Here is a 15378-nt window from a genome sequence, read left to right on the forward strand (position 1 = left end):
TGCACAGGAGTTTAAACAGGGCGATTCCCCTCGCAGGTAACGAAGGGACGCGCGAATGTCACCACATGGTTACACAGGAATGCTCTGGGACAAGCGCGCCAGCGCAGTGGCCATGCTCGGCGCCAAGGGTAGACGCGGAATCAGCACCGCTTGCCAGGCGTGATACAGATCGGGTTTGCCCGGCCAGATATCGGCACTTGGAATGTTTTGCGGATTGAGTTCGTGGTGCCAACTGCCGTCGCAGCGGTCGATGAAATTCACATCGCAGAAATCCCAGAACAGTCGGTACCAGGTTTCATATTGATCATCGCCGGTGCGCTTGAGCAAAGCGCTGGCCGCAGCACTGGCCTCGGCATGCGTCCAGTGCAAGCGATGGCGGACCACGGCTTGGTTGTTCCAATCGAGGGTGTAGACAATGCCCGGCGCGCCATCGACATCCCAACCGTAACGGCAGTTTTGCTCGAAGAGTTTCTGCGCGTCGGTGGCGAGCCAGCCGGGGGTAAGCATGCCGGCCTGCACTCGCGCCGCTTCGAGGTGCAGCAACAGCCGCGCCCACTCGAAACCGTGTCCCGGCGTGGTGCCGTAAGGACGGAAACCGTCGGCGGGATTGTCATGGTTGTACTCGCGCAGCGGTTGCCAGTCGCGGTCGAAGTGCTCGATCACCCGATAATCGTTGGCAGCAGCATGACCATGAATTACCCGCTCGACGATACGTTGGGCGCGCACCAGCCAGCGTGGGTCTTCAGTGACATCGGCCAGCGCGAGGAACGCTTCGGTCGCGTGCATGTTGCTGTTGGCGCCGCGATAGGCTTCCTCTTCGCTCCAGTCACGATTGAAGAATTCGCGCATGGCGCCCTCTTCTTCGCTCCAGAAATAGGTGTCGATGATGTCGATCGCATCATCGAGCAGCGCCTGCGCGCCGGGACGTCGTGCGACCACCGCCGAGCTCGCCGCCAGTGCAACGAAGGCGTGCAAGTAAGCGTTCTTGCCCGTGTTGTCATCGCGATGCTCGGCCACCGCAAACCAGCCGCCGTGCAGCGCATCACGCAACGGCCCGCGCAGGGCGGCAATGCCGTGATCGACCAGTTCGGCAAATCCCGGCAAACCCTGAATGTGGGCCATGGCGAAGCTGTGGGTCATGCGTGCAGTGTTCATGGTTTCGGCAAGTGCGTTCGCAGGCAAACGGCCGCGTTCGTCGAGGTTACCGAAGCCTTCGGGCAGGCGTGACGCCTTGGCGAAATCCAGCAGGCGCAGGCCTTCGGCGGCAAGCCATTGCAGGTGCGCGGGGGCATTGAGCCAGCTGCTGAAGCCGGATTCGAAGTGGTCCATGGGGGGCCTTTTTTGTTGTTATGACTGCGGGGAGTCTAAACAACGGGCCGGGTTGGGCTTGTAACGAAGGGGACGGGGTTTGTCACCAGACCGTGACAAAGAACAACCCTCACCCCAGCCCTCTCCCGAAGGGAGAGGGGGCCGACCGCGGGGTATTGAAGAGTTACGCCGACCTGAAAGTTTCTCAGCGAATCCATAATCGACTCAGTGTTTCAGGTCGATGTATGACGCAAGACTACTAAGTCAGTCCCCTCTCCCTCCGGGAGAGGGCTAGGGTGAGGGGCTCTTTGATCTTCAATCCATCGACCGCGGCAACTGCAACGTCACCCGCAACCCGCCCTCACGCAGGTTCTGCAACGTCACCTCACCGCCATGGCTATGAGCGATATTGCGCGCAATCCCGAGGCCGAGCCCATACCCCTGCTGCTGCCCCGCCAACCTGAAGTGCGGCTCAAACACCTGCTCCAGCCGCTGCTCCGGCACGCCCGGCCCTTCATCATCGACGTGCAGGACGAATGCACTTTCATCGTCATCAATGTGCAGATGCGCGTTCTGTCCGTACTTCAACGCATTGTCGATCAGGTTGCCGATGCAGCGCTTCAACGCCAAAGGTTTGCCCGAATACGCCGCCAGCGCCCGCCCATGCTGGGTCACGCGACCATTGCCGTTAGGCGCCAGATACGGTTCCACCAGGCAATCGAGCACATGATTGAGATCGACCGGTTCGATGTTTTCGTGGATGTCAGTGTCTTTCACGCATTGCAACGCGCCTTTGACCAGCAGTTCCAACTCATCCAGATCACGACCAAACTTGATTTGCAGCTGTTCGTCTTCGAGCAGTTCGACGCGCAAACGCAGACGGGTGATCGGCGTGCGCAAGTCATGGGAAATCGCGCTGAACAATTGGCTGCGTTCGGTCAGGTAACGGCTGATGCGCTCGCGCATGGTGTTGAAGGCGCGGCCGACCTCGACCACTTCACTGCCGCCGCCCTCCGCCACCGGTTCGACGTCGGCGCCCAGCGACAGATCCCGCGCGGCTCGGGCCAGCCGCTTGAGCGGCCGGCTCTGCCAGTGCACCAGCACACCGATGAACAGCAGCAGAAAGCCGCTGGTGAGGACGATGAACCACACTTGCTGCGACGGCAGGCCTTGCTCTTCGAGACTGGTGTAGGGCTCGGGCAACAGCGAGGCGATGTACAGCCATTCGCCCGGCGCCATCTGAATCTGCGTGACCAGCACCGGCGGATTCACCGGCTCAAGGGTCAGCGCGTAGTGCGCCCAGGAGCGCGGCAACTCATCGAGTTTCAGCCCGGCGTTGAAGATGCGCAGATCCTCGGGACTGACGAAAGACACCGAGATGTCGGTGTCTTGACCGAGGGACTGACGCAGCACTTCGTCGACCGCTTTCATCACCGCGGCTTTCCGCGGTGTGACAGGCAGCACGTCCATGCCCAGCGGTTTGTCGTTGAGCGTTACGACAAACCGCGTGCCGCCCATGCTGCGCAATTGATCAAGCACAAGCGGCCGATAGGCCACCGGCAACGAACGAAAATAACTGACGCTGGCGGTCATCGAGTGAGCAAGGCTGCGAGCGCTGGTGACCAGGCCTTCGAGCTGGGTGGCGCGCAATTGCGAAACCCAGATCACACTCGACAAAGTCTGCGCAAACAGCACCGCGAGCAAGGTCAGCAGCAACATCCGCCCCAGCAGCGAACGCGGCACCGGCACTTTGCTGGCGAGCCGGCGCAGCGACTCAGTGACCATTGCCGGCAACCACGTTGGCTGCCAGTTGATAGCCGCTGCCGCGTACCGTGCGAATCAGCCGTGGCGGCTTTTCCGTGTCACGCAGACGTTGGCGCAAGCGGCTGACGGCCATGTCGACAATACGATCGAGCGGCATCAGGTCACGGCCGCGAGTAGCGTTGCCGATGGTGTCGCGGTCGAGAATTTCCTGCGGGTGATCGAGGAACAGTTTCAGCAGAGCGAAATCGGCACCGGACAGAATCACTTCCTCGCCATCGGTGTGAAACAGCCGATGACTGACCATGTCCAGCCGCCAATCGTCAAACGCCAGCACTTCACTGCCGCTGCGTTCCTGCCCGAATTGTGCGCGGCGCAGCAGCGCTTTGATGCGCGCCTGCAGTTCGCGGGGGCTGAAGGGTTTGCCGAGGTAATCGTCGGCGCCGAGCTCCAGACCGATGACCCGGTCGGCCTCGTCGGAACTGGCGGTGAGCATGATGATCGGCACCTGCGCCTGACGCGGATGCTGACGCACCCAGCGGCACAGACTGAAACCGTCTTCGTCGGGCAGCATGACATCGAGGATCACCAGATCGCTCGGCGCCTCGTTGAGGGCCTGACGGAAACTGGCGCCATCGGCTGTGGCCCGTACCTGAAACCCGGCGCGGGTCAGATAGGTTTCCAGCAACTCGCGTATTTCCTGGTCGTCATCGACCAACAATATCGACTTGTTGACTGAGCTCACTTCGAAGGCATCCTTGTTGTTGGAATTGGGGCGGATTATGCCTGATGAACCTTGGAAATTTGTTGTCTGTTCTGGCCCCATCGCTGGCAAGCCAGCTCCCACAAAGATCTTTGTCGTTCACACAACCTGTGGGAGCTGGCTTGCCAGCGATGAGAGCAACTCGGTATCAAGCCTGTTCGAGGGCCACACCGGCGCCAACCAGCCCGGAATACGGGGCCGTCACCAGCCACACCGGAATGCCTTTGAAGTAATCGCTCATGCAGCCCTTGTCGGCAAAACTGCGGGCAAAACCACTTTCAAGGAAGAAGTCGGCAAAACGCGGAATCACCCCACCGACGATAAACACCCCACCCCGTGCGCCCGTGGTCAGTACGTTGTTACCGGCCACGCGGCCGAGCCAGCAGCAGAACTGCTCCAGCACTTCCAGGGCAATCGGATCGCCTGCAAGGCCTGCGGCCGTAATGGCTTCTGGCGTTTCGAGCGTCGGTTCATGGCCATCCACCGCACAAATCGCCCGATAGACACGCGGCAAACCACCACCACTCAACGCAGTCTCCGCGCTGACATGGCCGATCTCGTTGTGGATGTGCTGCCAGAGCTGTGTTTCACGCAGGTTGCTCAATGGCAGATCAACGTGACCACCCTCGCCCGGCAGCGCCGCAAATCGCCCCTCGCCCAGATCGAGCAAAGTACCGACGCCAAGGCCAGTGCCTGGGCCAATCACCACCGAAGGCCGCAACGGTTCTGGGGTGCCTTCGCAAACCACACGGAATTCACCCGGCTGCAAACGCGTCATGCCCAGCGCCATCGCCGAGAAGTCGTTGACCAGCAACAACTGCTCGACCTGCAAAATGTTGCAGAACGCTTTGCGGCTCAGCCGCCAGTGGTTGTTGGTGAACTTGAATTCATCGCCACTGACCGGGCCGGCCACCGACAGGCAGACCGAACCGATAGCGCCCGGCGCCAGACCGAGCCCGCTCAGGTAGAGGCTGATGGCCTCTTCCGGGCTGGCATGGTCGGCCGTGGCCAGCACCTGAATCGATTCCAGTTGCTGGTTTTTCCACAACGCGAACCGTGCGTTGGTGCCTCCGATGTCACCGACCAAAGCCAGTTTCAATTAAGCGTCTCCAGGGCAGAAGTGAAGGCGCTGGCGCCCTGCTCCGCCGAGCTGAAGGCCACGCGCATGAAACCGAACAGTTCGCGACCGCTGCCGATGTTGTTGCCCAACAGGCCTTTGGCGGGTTCGCGCGCTGCAAATTCGTCGGCGTCCACTTTAATTTCCAAAGTGCCTTTGACGCCATCGACGCGGATGATATCGCCCTCTTGCACGCGAGCCAAAGCACCACCGACATAAGCTTCCGGACTGACGTGGATCGCCGCCGGGATTTTCCCCGAGGCGCCCGACATGCGCCCGTCAGTCACCAGCGCCACTTTGAAGCCGCGATCCTGCAGCACGCCAAGGAACGGCGTCATCTTGTGCAACTCGGGCATGCCGTTGGAACGCGGGCCCTGGAAGCGCATCACGGCGACGAAATCTTTCTCCAGCAAACCGGCCTTGAACGCATCGGCCAGATCCTGTTGATCCTGGAACACCATGGCCGGCGCTTCGACAATCTGGTTTTCCGGGGCCACGGCAGACACCTTCATCACACCGCGACCGAGGTTGCCCTCCATCACCCGCAGACCACCCTCCGGCGAGAACGCGCGTGCCACCGGGCGCAAAATGTTTTCGTCGAGGCTGTCGACCGGGCCTTCACGCCATACCAGTTCGCCGTTATCGAGGAACGGCTCTTTGGTGTACTTGCTCAAGCCGTGGCCGAGCACGGTGTTGACGTCTTCGTGCAGCAGGCCGGCACCCAGCAGTTCACGGATCAGGAACGACATGCCGCCCGCTGCCTGAAAGTGGTTGATGTCGGCTTTGCCGTTCGGATAAACGTGGCTCAGGGTCGGCACGACTTCGGAGAGGTCGGCCATGTCTTGCCAGGTCAGTTGAATGCCCGCTGCCATGGCGATGGCCGGCATGTGCAGGGTGTGGTTGGTCGAGCCGCCAGTGGCGTGCAGCGCGACGATCGAGTTGACCAGCGACTTCTCGTCGACGATTTCGCCGATCGGCATGAAGTTGCCGTTCTGCTTGGTCAGACGCGTGACTTGATGCGCCGCTTCGCGGGTCAGCGCATCACGCAATGGCGTGTTCGGGTTGACGAAAGAGGCGCCCGGCAAGTGCAGGCCCATGACTTCCATCAGCAACTGGTTGGTGTTGGCGGTGCCGTAGAACGTGCAGGTGCCCGGGCTGTGGTAGGACTTCATCTCCGATTCAAGCAGCTCTTCGCGGGTCGCCTTGCCTTCGGCGTACTTCTGCCGAACGTCGGCTTTTTCCTTGTTGGATATGCCCGAGACCATCGGCCCGCCCGGCACAAAGATTGTCGGCAGATGACCGAAACGCAGCGAGCCCATCATCAGGCCCGGCACGATCTTGTCGCAGATGCCGAGCATCAGCGCGCCGTCGAACATGTTGTGGGACAACGCCACCGCCGTGGACATGGCGATCACTTCGCGGCTCGGCAGGCTCAGTTCCATGCCCGGCTCGCCCTGGGTCACGCCATCACACATCGCCGGAGTGCCGCCAGCGAACTGGCCGACCGAACCGATCTCACGCAAGGCGTTTTTGATCTGCTCAGGGAAGACCTCGTACGGCTGGTGCGCCGAGAGCATGTCGTTATACGACGAAACAATGGCGATGTTCGCCGAGTTCATCATCCGCAAGCTGTGCTTGTCTTCAGTGCCACACCCGGCCACACCGTGGGCGAAGTTGGCGCATTGCAGCTTGCCGCGCATCGGGCCGTCAGTTGCAGCGCCGCGAATCAGCGCAAGGTAAGCCTGACGCGTGGCGCGGCTGCGGGCGATAAGCCGTTCGGTGACCTCAAGGACGCGGGGATGCATGTGTAGAACTCCAGGCTAACGGATATGGCGACCTGATTGTCTATGCTGATCAAGGGCCCGCACATTCGGGATGACGGACGGTTTTCTTGATCATTCGGACCAGTTGATTCAGGTCACTCGTTGTAGATAAAACAAAATATTGCCACTAAAAAGGCTTGTTTTCTATTTTTATGCGAATAATCTTGTAATTCCAACAACAAAACGACGGCGGCGCTGTTCCATGACTCTTCGAATCGCAATCAATGGTTTTGGCCGCATCGGCCGTAATGTCCTGCGCGCACTGTATACCCAAGGCTATCGACAGGATCTGCAGATTGTCGCCATCAACGATCTGGGCGACAGCTCGATCAATGCGCATCTGCTCAAATACGACACCGTTCATGGCACGTTCGACGCCGAAGTGGCGCACGACAACGAAAGCCTGACCGTCAACGGCGACCGCATTGCGGTGAGCGCCATTCGCAACCCGGCCGATCTGCCATGGGCTGCGGAAAAAATCGATGTAGTGTTCGAATGCACCGGTCTGTTTACCGACCGTGCCAAAGCCGCTGCGCATATTACTGCCGGCGCGCGCAAAGTGATCATCTCGGCCCCGGCCAAAGGTGCCGATGCCACCGTCGTTTACGGTGTGAACCACGATATTCTGCGCCAGTCGCACCAGATCATCTCCAACGCTTCGTGCACCACCAACTGCCTGGCACCGGTGGCGCAAGTGCTGCACCGCGAACTGGGCATCGAAAGCGGTTTGATGACCACGATCCACGCCTACACCAACGATCAGAACCTGACCGACGTCTACCACACCGACCCGTACCGCGCGCGTTCGGCCACGCAGAACATGATCCCGAGCAAGACCGGCGCCGCTGAAGCAGTGGGCCTGGTGCTGCCGGAACTGGCGGGCAAACTGACCGGCATGGCCGTGCGGGTGCCGGTGATCAACGTGTCGCTGGTGGATCTGACCGTACAGTTGAAGAAAGAAGCCACTGCCGAAGAAGTCAACGCTTTACTAAAAGCGGCGAGTCAGCACTCGAAAATTCTTGGTTACAACACGTTGCCGCTGGTTTCCAGCGACTTCAACCACAACCCGCTGTCGTCGATCTTCGACGCCAACCACACCAAATCCAGCGGCAAACTGCTGAAAGTGCTGGCCTGGTACGACAACGAGTGGGGCTTCTCCAACCGCATGCTGGATAACTGCCTGGCGCTGTGTAACGCCGAGTAATTCCCCGCCCCACCCCTGACCCCTGTGGGAGCTGGCTTGCCAGCGATGAGGCAGGCACATCCAACATGGATATTGCCCGGCCCATCGCCATCGCTGGCAAGCCAGCTCCCACAAGGTCGGTTATTCCAATTCAAAATCAATACTTGACCATTCAGCTAGATGATAAGCATTATCATTCGCTTGAAATGGATCAGGTCCTCCCGTGAGTCAATCGCGCTTCAACCACGTCTTCCTCACCCAGCGCATTTCTTTGCTGCGTACGCTGGAACGGATGGTCAACAATCACAGCACCGCTGAAGACCTGTTGCAGGAGACCTATCTGCGCGTGGCACGGGCGCTGAACGAGCGGGCCATCGATCACCTCGAACCCTTTGTCTTCCAGACCGCGCGCAATCTTGCGCTCGATCATCTGCGTGCGCGCAAGATCCATTCGCGAACCATGGTCGATGACGTGCCGCAAGAAATTGTGCACAGCATCGCCGCCCCGGCCAGCAGCGCCGAAGACGCCGCCCACGCCGAACAAATGCTGGAGCGCTTGAACGTGAGTCTCAGTCAACTCAGCCCGCGCCAACAGCAGATCTTCATCCTCAGCCGCCTGCACGGGCACAGTTATCAGGAAATCGCGCAAGAACTGAGCGTGTCCCTCAGCACCGTGCAGAAAGAACTCAAATTGATCATGAGCATTTGCATCGGCGTCGCCGAACGACACGACAGCAGCGGCAAGCTGTAAGCTTCAAGCCCCAAGTAAAAACGAAAAGCAGTTCACGCGTCTGGCTTGCAGCTTGCAGCTTGAAACTTGAAACTGCTTCGCCAGAAGCCCGAGGAAACACCGTGACGGACACCCATCGCTCGCCTTCGCCCTCATCGGCGCAGGATGCCGCACTGGCAATGGACCAGGCCCTGGACTGGCTTATCGTGCTCGGCAGCCCGGATGAGGAGCAGACCCGGCAGTTCCATGCCTGGCTGGCGGCGGATCCGTTGAATGCCGAGGCGTTCGCCAAGGCTCAGGCGATCTGGGACGGTCCGCAAATCGCCCTGTGCGCGCAAAACCTGGCGTTGAAACCCGCGAAAGTCACCTTCCTCCAGCGCCTGCGTCCACACTGGAAACCGCTGGCCACCGCCGCCGTTCTGGTGCTTGGTCTGTTCAGTTTCAGCAACCTGCCGATGCGGCTGCAGGCCGATCACCTGACCGTGGTCGGCGAACGTCAGCGCTTGCAACTGGAGGACGGTTCGCAAGTCCTGCTCAACACCAACTCGGCGTTCTCCAGCACCATCGATGATCAGCAGCGCGTCGCGCGGTTGTATCAGGGCGAAGCGTTTTTCGAGGTCGCAGCCAATCGCACTCAACCGCTGGAAATTGACGCCGGCCCGGTCAAGGCCAGCGTGCGCGACACCGCGTTCGCCGTGCGCTATCTGGACGGGATCGCGCAGGTCAATGTGCAGCGTGGCGATGTCGATTTGCGCGCCACCCACAACGATGCGCGGATGCGCCTGTCTGCCGGGGAAAGTATCCGCATCGGCCCCAACGGTTTCGATCGCCCGGCCAAACTCGACGCGGCCACCGAACTGGCGTGGGTGCAGGGTCGACTGGTGTTCGAAAACTGCCCGCTGAATCAGGTGCTGGCCGAATTGCGCCGTTACTATCCGGGCTGGATCATCAACAACAATGAGCAGTTGGCCGACGTTGCCGTGACCGGAAATTACCGCCTCGATCAGCCGCTCGACGTGGTGCGTTCTCTCGCGCACATCACCTCGGCGCGTCTGCAGGAATTCCCGGCGCTGGTCATCTTGAACTAAATGAGAATTATTTTTACTCGATAGCGTGAGCGCGTTCGTCTAGTTATAGCCAATGCAATTGATTCGCATCCTCGGATACGAATCAGCAACTATAAAGATTCGTGCGACACGGAGCGCTATCGATGTCCCTTCGCCTTACCCGCCAGACTTCTTCCCCTTCCCGCGTATTGTCGCTGCTGACCGCGGCCATCCTCATGGCCGGCACGGCGCCGCTGATGGCTGCGACCGAGCAACCGGCGCGCAACATGGGTGATTACTCTTTCTCCATCAGTCAGCAGCCGCTGGTGTCGGCGCTCAACGCGTTCACCACCGTGACGGGTTGGCAGATCGGCTTGCCGGCAGAGCTGGGGCAGGGCATATCGTCGCCGGGTGTGCGCGGCTCGCTGCCACCGGAAAAAGCTCTGGAGCGTCTGTTGGTGGGGACCAACCTGAGCTTCCGCAAGCTGAGCAACAACAACGTCGTGCTGGAGAAGCGCAGCAGCAGCGGCGCACTGAATCTGGATCAGGTGACCATCAGCGCCACCCGCCAGGAACAGTCGGTGAACAGCGTGCCAAGCACCGTCACCGTGCAAACACGTGAAGAACTCGATCGCAACAACGTCAACTCCATCAAGGATCTGGTGCGCTATGAGCCAGGCGTGTCTGTTGGCGGGGCCGGTCAGCGTGGCGGCATCAGCGGTTACAACATCCGCGGCATCGACGGCGACCGCATCCTGACTCAGGTTGACGGCGTCGAAGTGCCGGACGGTTTCTTCAACGGTCCGTACGCCAAGACTCAGCGCAATTACGTCGACCCGGAAATCGTCAAACGCGTCGAGATTCTCCGTGGCCCGGCGTCGGTGCTGTACGGCAGCAACGCCATTGGCGGCGCCGTCAGCTATTACACGCTCGATCCGGACGACATCATCAAGCCTGGCAACGATGTTGGCGCGCGCCTGAAAACCGGTTACAGCTCGGCCGATGAGAGCTGGCTGAAATCTGCCACCGTCGCCGGCCGTGCCGATCAATTCGACGGTTTGCTGCACTACAGCCAGCGCGACGGTCACGAAACCGACTCCTACGGTAGCCACAACGGCACCGGCCTTGAGCGCACCGCCGCTAACCCGGAAGACGTCAAGGCGAGCAACGTGCTGGCCAAGATCGGCTGGAACTACAACGAAGATTCGCGCCTGGGCCTGACTTACGAAAAGTACAAGGATGATCGCGACACCGATCAGAAAAGCGCGTACGGCGGCCCGTACTTCAATGGCGCGCCAACCATCCCCAACAGCGTATTGCCCGGCGGCATGTACCAGTGGCGCACCGGCAACGACACCATTACCCGTGAGCGTTTCGGCCTTGAACACCGCTTCGCGCTCGACAGCTTGCTGGTGGACAACGTCAAGTGGAGCCTCAACCACCAGATCGCCAAGACAGACCAGAGCACCGAAGAGTATTACTACCCCATCACCCGAAAAGTACTGCGCACCCGCGATACCGTTTACGAAGAAAAACAGTGGGTATTCGACGCGCAACTGGACAAGGCTTTTGCCATCGGTGACACCGATCACGTCCTGACCTACGGCACCACCATCAAGCAACAGAAAGTCACCGGTTCGCGCAGCGGCGACGGCAAGTGCCTGGCGGTTGGCCGTGGCTGCACCGCGATCGGCGCGACCAGTACCGCTGACGTGTTGGTGAAGGCCACCGATTTCCCGGATCCGACCATCAACACCTACAGCCTGTTCGCCCAGGATCATATCAGCTGGAATGACTGGACCTTCCTGCCAGGCCTGCGCTACGACTACACCCAGCTCAAGCCGAAGATCACTCAGGAGTTCCTCAATACCGTGGCAGCCGATGGCCAAGGCACGGTCAGCGACAAGAACAAGACCTGGCACAAAGTCTCGCCAAAATTCGGCCTGACCTACGCCCTGAGCGAAAACTACACCTGGTACGGTCAATACGCCGAAGGTTTCCGCACGCCCACCGCGAAAGCCCTGTACGGCCGCTTCGAGAACGGCACCACCGGTTACCACGTGGCGCCGAACCCGGACCTGGAACCGGAAAAAAGCAAAAGCTACGAAACCGGCCTGCGCGGTAACTTCGAGCATGGCTCATTCGATGTGGCGGTGTTCTATAACAAGTACCGCGACTTCATCAACGAAGACGCGGTGTCGCCGGGTTACAACGAGCTGACCTTCCAGTCGAGCAACATCAAGCACGCGACCATCAAGGGTGCTGAAGTCAAAGGTCGTCTGAACCTTGACGCGTTCGGCGCACCGCAGGGCCTCTACACCCAAGGCTCGATTGCCTATGCCTACGGTCGCAACAACGACAGCGGCGAGCCGCTCAACAGCGTTAACCCGCTGACCGGTGTGTTCGGTTTGGGCTACGACCAGGACAACTACGGCGGCCTGCTGAGCTGGACCGTGGTGAAGAAGAAAGATCGCGTCGACGACAGCAACTTCAAGTCGCCGGACGGCGTCAGCAGCCAGTTCAAGTCGCCGGGGTTCGGCATTCTTGATATGACCGGGTTCTACAAAGTCACCAACGACGTCACCGTCAGCGGCGGCATTTACAACCTGACCGACAAGAAATACTGGCTGTGGGATGACGTGCGCGGTTACGACAGCGTCGGCGAAGCTTCGGTGACGCAACCGGCCAACCTTGATCGCCTGACCCAATCGGGTCGCAACTTCGCGATCAATCTGATCTGGGACATCTGACCCCATCCACCTCACTGCGCGTGTTCAAGCACCGCGCCGTGAGGCTTTTTTTACTGTCCGGCGCTTGCCCGTTCGTCTTGTTATCAAGCGCCTCATTTATCAAGGACACGTCATGACCTCTTCGGAAAAAGCCCTGCGTTCACAACGCCTGAACCAGATCACCCACGAGCCGCACAGCAAACTCGACACCTTGGTCAAAGCCCATGCGCCGTTTGAAACCCGCGCCAACTTTGCCCGTTTCGTGGTCGCGCAATACCTGTTCCAGTCGGAACTGGTTGAGCTCTACAACGATGCCGAACTGATCAGGATCGTCCCCGACCTGCCCGCCCGTTGCCGCGCCGACGCGGCGAAGGCCGACCTGGCAGATCTCGACACCGAAGTGCCGGGCCCGGTCGCCGGTGCGGTGAAGAATCCGAGCAAGGCGCGTGCACTGGGTTGGATCTTTGTTTCTGAAGGTTCGAAGCTCGGTGCTGCGTTCCTGATCAAACGCGCCGTGGCGCTGGAGCTGAGTGAAACCTTTGGCGCCCGTCACCTGGGTGAGCCTGAAGGTGGCCGTGCTGAAGGCTGGAAGCGCTTTGTGCGTACTCTCGACTCGCTGCAGTTCAGCGCCGAAGAAGAGGCTGAAGTCGAGCAAGGCGCGCTCGATGCGTTCAACCGCTTCACCGTGCTGCTGGAAAAGGCTTACGCCACAGAAGCCGAAATGGCCTGATACCCGACACGCCACAAAACCCTGTGAGAGCTGGCTTGCCAGCGATGAGGGCTGGTCAGTCTCCATTTATGTTGCCTGACCCACCGCTATCGCTGGCAAGCCAGCTCCCACAGGGAACAACGCAAGTCTGTAAGATCCCCATCTCGCCTCACAGCAATCCCGAGCCCATGCCGCAACCAGCCTCCTCCAAACTCGCCCGCCTGCTGTTCGGTCTGTTGGCCTATGTCAGCCTCGGCATCGGCCTGATCGCTATTGTCGTACCCGGATTGCCGACCACCGAGTTCATCCTCCTCGCCGCTTGGGCGGCCACCCGCAGTTCGCCGCGCCTGAGTGCCTGGCTGGAAAATCATCGGCTGTTCGGGCCAATCCTGAGTAACTGGCGCAACGGCAAGATCATCGCGCGCAAGGCCAAAGTCAGCGCTACGGTGAGCATGTTGCTGTGTGCGACGTTGATGCTGGTAATGCTCGATCACGGCTGGCCGATCTATCTGGCAATGGCCGGGATGGGGTTGGGCAATCTGTGGATCTGGTCGCGGCCCGAGTCACGCGCAAATCCTTCCTGATACAACGCACTGCGTCTCACAGCTGAAACTTCCCTGTAATCAATCCCCTTTTCAGCACATTCCCCTGCGCAAACGTTTAGCGCTGACCGTCCGTCGGCAAACAACTCATGCGCTCGCGTTCCACGCCGATGAGCATTGAATGGCGCTGAATGGATTTGGCGATTCGGGTACCTCGTACCCACAGCCCCCCGTTTATTCATTCGCGAGATCGCCCCATGTTCGACTCTCTTTCCATTCGCCTGAAAATCGTTCTGCTCTCCGGCCTGTGCCTGCTCGGCGTGGTTGCGCTGATCGTCGGCATGAACATTTACCAGACCAACCAGAACGACGAACTGGTCAGCCATTCCAGCAGCAAGATGCTCACGGCCAGTGTGCAAGACTTGCTGCAGGCCAAAGCCGCCGAACAGGCGGTGCGGGTGCAGAAAACCTTCGGCGAAAGCCTGTCGGTAATCACCGCCCTCGCTGACCAGATCAGGGACATGCGCGTGATGGCCGCCAAGCGTTCGCTGGACGCCGGTGCCCTGCGTGAAGAATTGAACCTGAGCCTGAAAACCGCTTTCGAGCGCAACGATAAAGTGCTCGGCATCTGGCTCGCTTTCGAACCCGATGGCCTCGATGGCAAGGACAGCGAGTTCGTCAACGACGCCGCGCGTCAGTCCAACGAAGCCGGGCGTTTCGCCACCTACTGGAGCCGCGCCGGTGGCGCAACACTGAACACGATCATGGACGAAGAGGACCTGACCAAAACCACCCTCAGCGTCAGCGGTACGCCCTATAACAGCTGGTATACCTGCCCTCGCGACAGCAAGCGCACCTGCTTGCTCGACCCGTATTCCGACACCGTGGGCACCAAGGAAATGCTCATGACGACCATTTCCGTGCCATTGATCGTCGACGGTAAAACCATCGGGGTCGCTGGCGTCGATATCGCCCTCGATGCCTTGCAAGGAGCGGCCGTCGAGTCCCAGCGCTACCTGTTCAACAACGCCGGGCACATGCTGATTGTTTCAGGCAGCGGCGTGTTGGCTGCCGACAGTTCCGACGCGGCCAAGGTCGGCAAAAAGATCAGCGACACCCTCGGTGCCGATGGCAATGAAGTGCTGCAACTGCTCGGCAGCGCAACGCCGAAAATCCTTGAACAGGGCGACCTGATCCGGGCGGTGTATCCGGTCGATCCGATTGGCAACTCGCGCGCCTGGGGCGTGGTCATCGACCTGCCCAAACAAGTGCTGCTGGCCGACTCGGTCAAGCTGCAAGCGGTGCTCGACGAAGCACAGCAAACCGGTGTGATCACTGCACTGGCAGTGGCTGTGGTCGCGGGTCTGATTGGCCTGCTGCTGATATGGCTCACCGCTTCCGGCGTCACTCGTCCCATCAACAGCGTTGCCGAGATGCTGAAAAACATCGCCAGCGGTGAAGGTGATCTGACCCAACGCCTGAACTACAGCAAGAAGGATGAACTGGGCGAACTGGTGAACTGGTTCAACCGCTTCCTCGACAAGCTGCAACCGACCATCGCCCAAATCAAACAGAGCATCACCGAGGCTCGCGGCACTGCCGACCAGTCTTCGGAAATCGCCCGTCAGACCAGCGAAGGCATGCAGGTGCAGTTCCGCGAAATCGAC

Annotated in this window: 11 protein-coding genes and 1 pseudogene; 7 read left to right on the plus strand and 5 right to left on the minus strand. The window is 60.1% G+C overall.

Annotation, left to right across the window (positions count from 1 at the left end):
* Positions 1-69: 69 nt before the first annotated feature.
* The 5 genes from IEQ42_RS09440 to edd form a co-directional block, all read right to left on the minus strand.
* On the minus strand, positions 70-1329 hold the full coding sequence (locus IEQ42_RS09440) for a D-mannose isomerase (RefSeq protein ID WP_210703335.1): 1260 nt from the start codon (positions 1327-1329) through the stop codon (positions 70-72).
* 294 nt (positions 1330-1623) lie between these two features.
* On the minus strand, positions 1624-3093 hold the full coding sequence (locus IEQ42_RS09445; RefSeq protein WP_047300145.1) for an ATP-binding protein: 1470 nt from the start codon (positions 3091-3093) through the stop codon (positions 1624-1626).
* Positions 3083-3814, minus strand: a complete 732-nt coding sequence (locus IEQ42_RS09450) for a response regulator (RefSeq protein WP_042560610.1) — start codon at positions 3812-3814, stop codon at positions 3083-3085. Before IEQ42_RS09450 ends, IEQ42_RS09445 begins: the two co-directional genes overlap by 11 nt.
* 166 nt (positions 3815-3980) lie before the next feature.
* Positions 3981-4931 (minus strand): glucokinase, encoded by a 951-nt coding sequence (locus IEQ42_RS09455; RefSeq protein ID WP_210703336.1) that lies wholly within the window; start codon positions 4929-4931, stop codon positions 3981-3983.
* Positions 4928-6754, minus strand: coding sequence for a phosphogluconate dehydratase (edd, locus tag IEQ42_RS09460; RefSeq protein ID WP_210703337.1), 1827 nt, complete (start codon positions 6752-6754; stop codon positions 4928-4930). The genes IEQ42_RS09455 and edd overlap by 4 nt, the downstream gene beginning before the upstream one ends.
* 220 nt (positions 6755-6974) lie before the next feature.
* Between edd and gap the strand changes: the two genes are divergently transcribed.
* From gap to IEQ42_RS27710, 7 genes and pseudogenes are all read left to right on the plus strand, one after another.
* A complete protein-coding gene (gene gap / locus IEQ42_RS09465) occupies positions 6975-7976 on the plus strand; it encodes a type I glyceraldehyde-3-phosphate dehydrogenase (RefSeq protein ID WP_150686895.1) in 1002 nt (333 codons plus the stop codon).
* A gap of 202 nt (positions 7977-8178) precedes the next feature.
* Positions 8179-8706: an RNA polymerase sigma factor gene (locus IEQ42_RS09470; protein ID WP_042560613.1), complete on the plus strand. Its 528-nt coding sequence runs from the start codon at positions 8179-8181 to the stop codon at positions 8704-8706.
* 101 nt (positions 8707-8807) lie between these two features.
* Positions 8808-9773, plus strand: coding sequence for a FecR family protein (locus IEQ42_RS09475; protein WP_210703338.1), 966 nt, complete (start codon positions 8808-8810; stop codon positions 9771-9773).
* A 122-nt stretch (positions 9774-9895) separates the two neighbouring features.
* Positions 9896-12481, plus strand: coding sequence for a TonB-dependent receptor (locus IEQ42_RS09480; protein ID WP_210703339.1), 2586 nt, complete (start codon positions 9896-9898; stop codon positions 12479-12481).
* Between the two features lie 112 nt (positions 12482-12593).
* On the plus strand, positions 12594-13190 hold the full coding sequence (locus IEQ42_RS09485) for a biliverdin-producing heme oxygenase (protein ID WP_210703340.1): 597 nt from the start codon (positions 12594-12596) through the stop codon (positions 13188-13190).
* Positions 13191-13357: 167 nt separating this feature from the next.
* Positions 13358-13753 carry a YbaN family protein gene (locus IEQ42_RS09490; protein ID WP_210703341.1) on the plus strand — a complete coding sequence of 132 codons (396 nt, stop codon included), beginning with the start codon at positions 13358-13360 and terminating at the stop codon, positions 13751-13753.
* A 488-nt stretch (positions 13754-14241) separates the two neighbouring features.
* Positions 14242-15249, plus strand: a pseudogene (locus IEQ42_RS27710) (methyl-accepting chemotaxis protein); the annotation flags it as partial.
* Positions 15250-15378 lie beyond the last annotated feature (129 nt).

Source organism: Pseudomonas iridis (assembly GCF_017980685.1).
GTDB lineage: Bacteria > Pseudomonadota > Gammaproteobacteria > Pseudomonadales > Pseudomonadaceae > Aquipseudomonas > Aquipseudomonas iridis.

Excerpts from the sequence above, each read along its gene's own strand:
- IEQ42_RS09440 (WP_210703335.1), bottom strand. The coding sequence starts at position 1,329 with ATGGACCACTTCGAATCCGGCTTCAGCAGCTGGCTCAATGCCCCCGCG.
- IEQ42_RS09445 (WP_047300145.1), bottom strand. The coding sequence starts at position 3,093 with ATGGTCACTGAGTCGCTGCGCCGGCTCGCCAGCAAAGTGCCGGTGCCG.
- edd (WP_210703337.1), bottom strand. The coding sequence starts at position 6,754 with ATGCATCCCCGCGTCCTTGAGGTCACCGAACGGCTTATCGCCCGCAGC.
- gap (WP_150686895.1), top strand. The coding sequence starts at position 6,975 with ATGACTCTTCGAATCGCAATCAATGGTTTTGGCCGCATCGGCCGTAAT.
- IEQ42_RS09480 (WP_210703339.1), top strand. The coding sequence starts at position 9,896 with ATGTCCCTTCGCCTTACCCGCCAGACTTCTTCCCCTTCCCGCGTATTG.
- IEQ42_RS09485 (WP_210703340.1), top strand. The coding sequence starts at position 12,594 with ATGACCTCTTCGGAAAAAGCCCTGCGTTCACAACGCCTGAACCAGATC.
- IEQ42_RS09490 (WP_210703341.1), top strand. The coding sequence starts at position 13,358 with ATGCCGCAACCAGCCTCCTCCAAACTCGCCCGCCTGCTGTTCGGTCTG.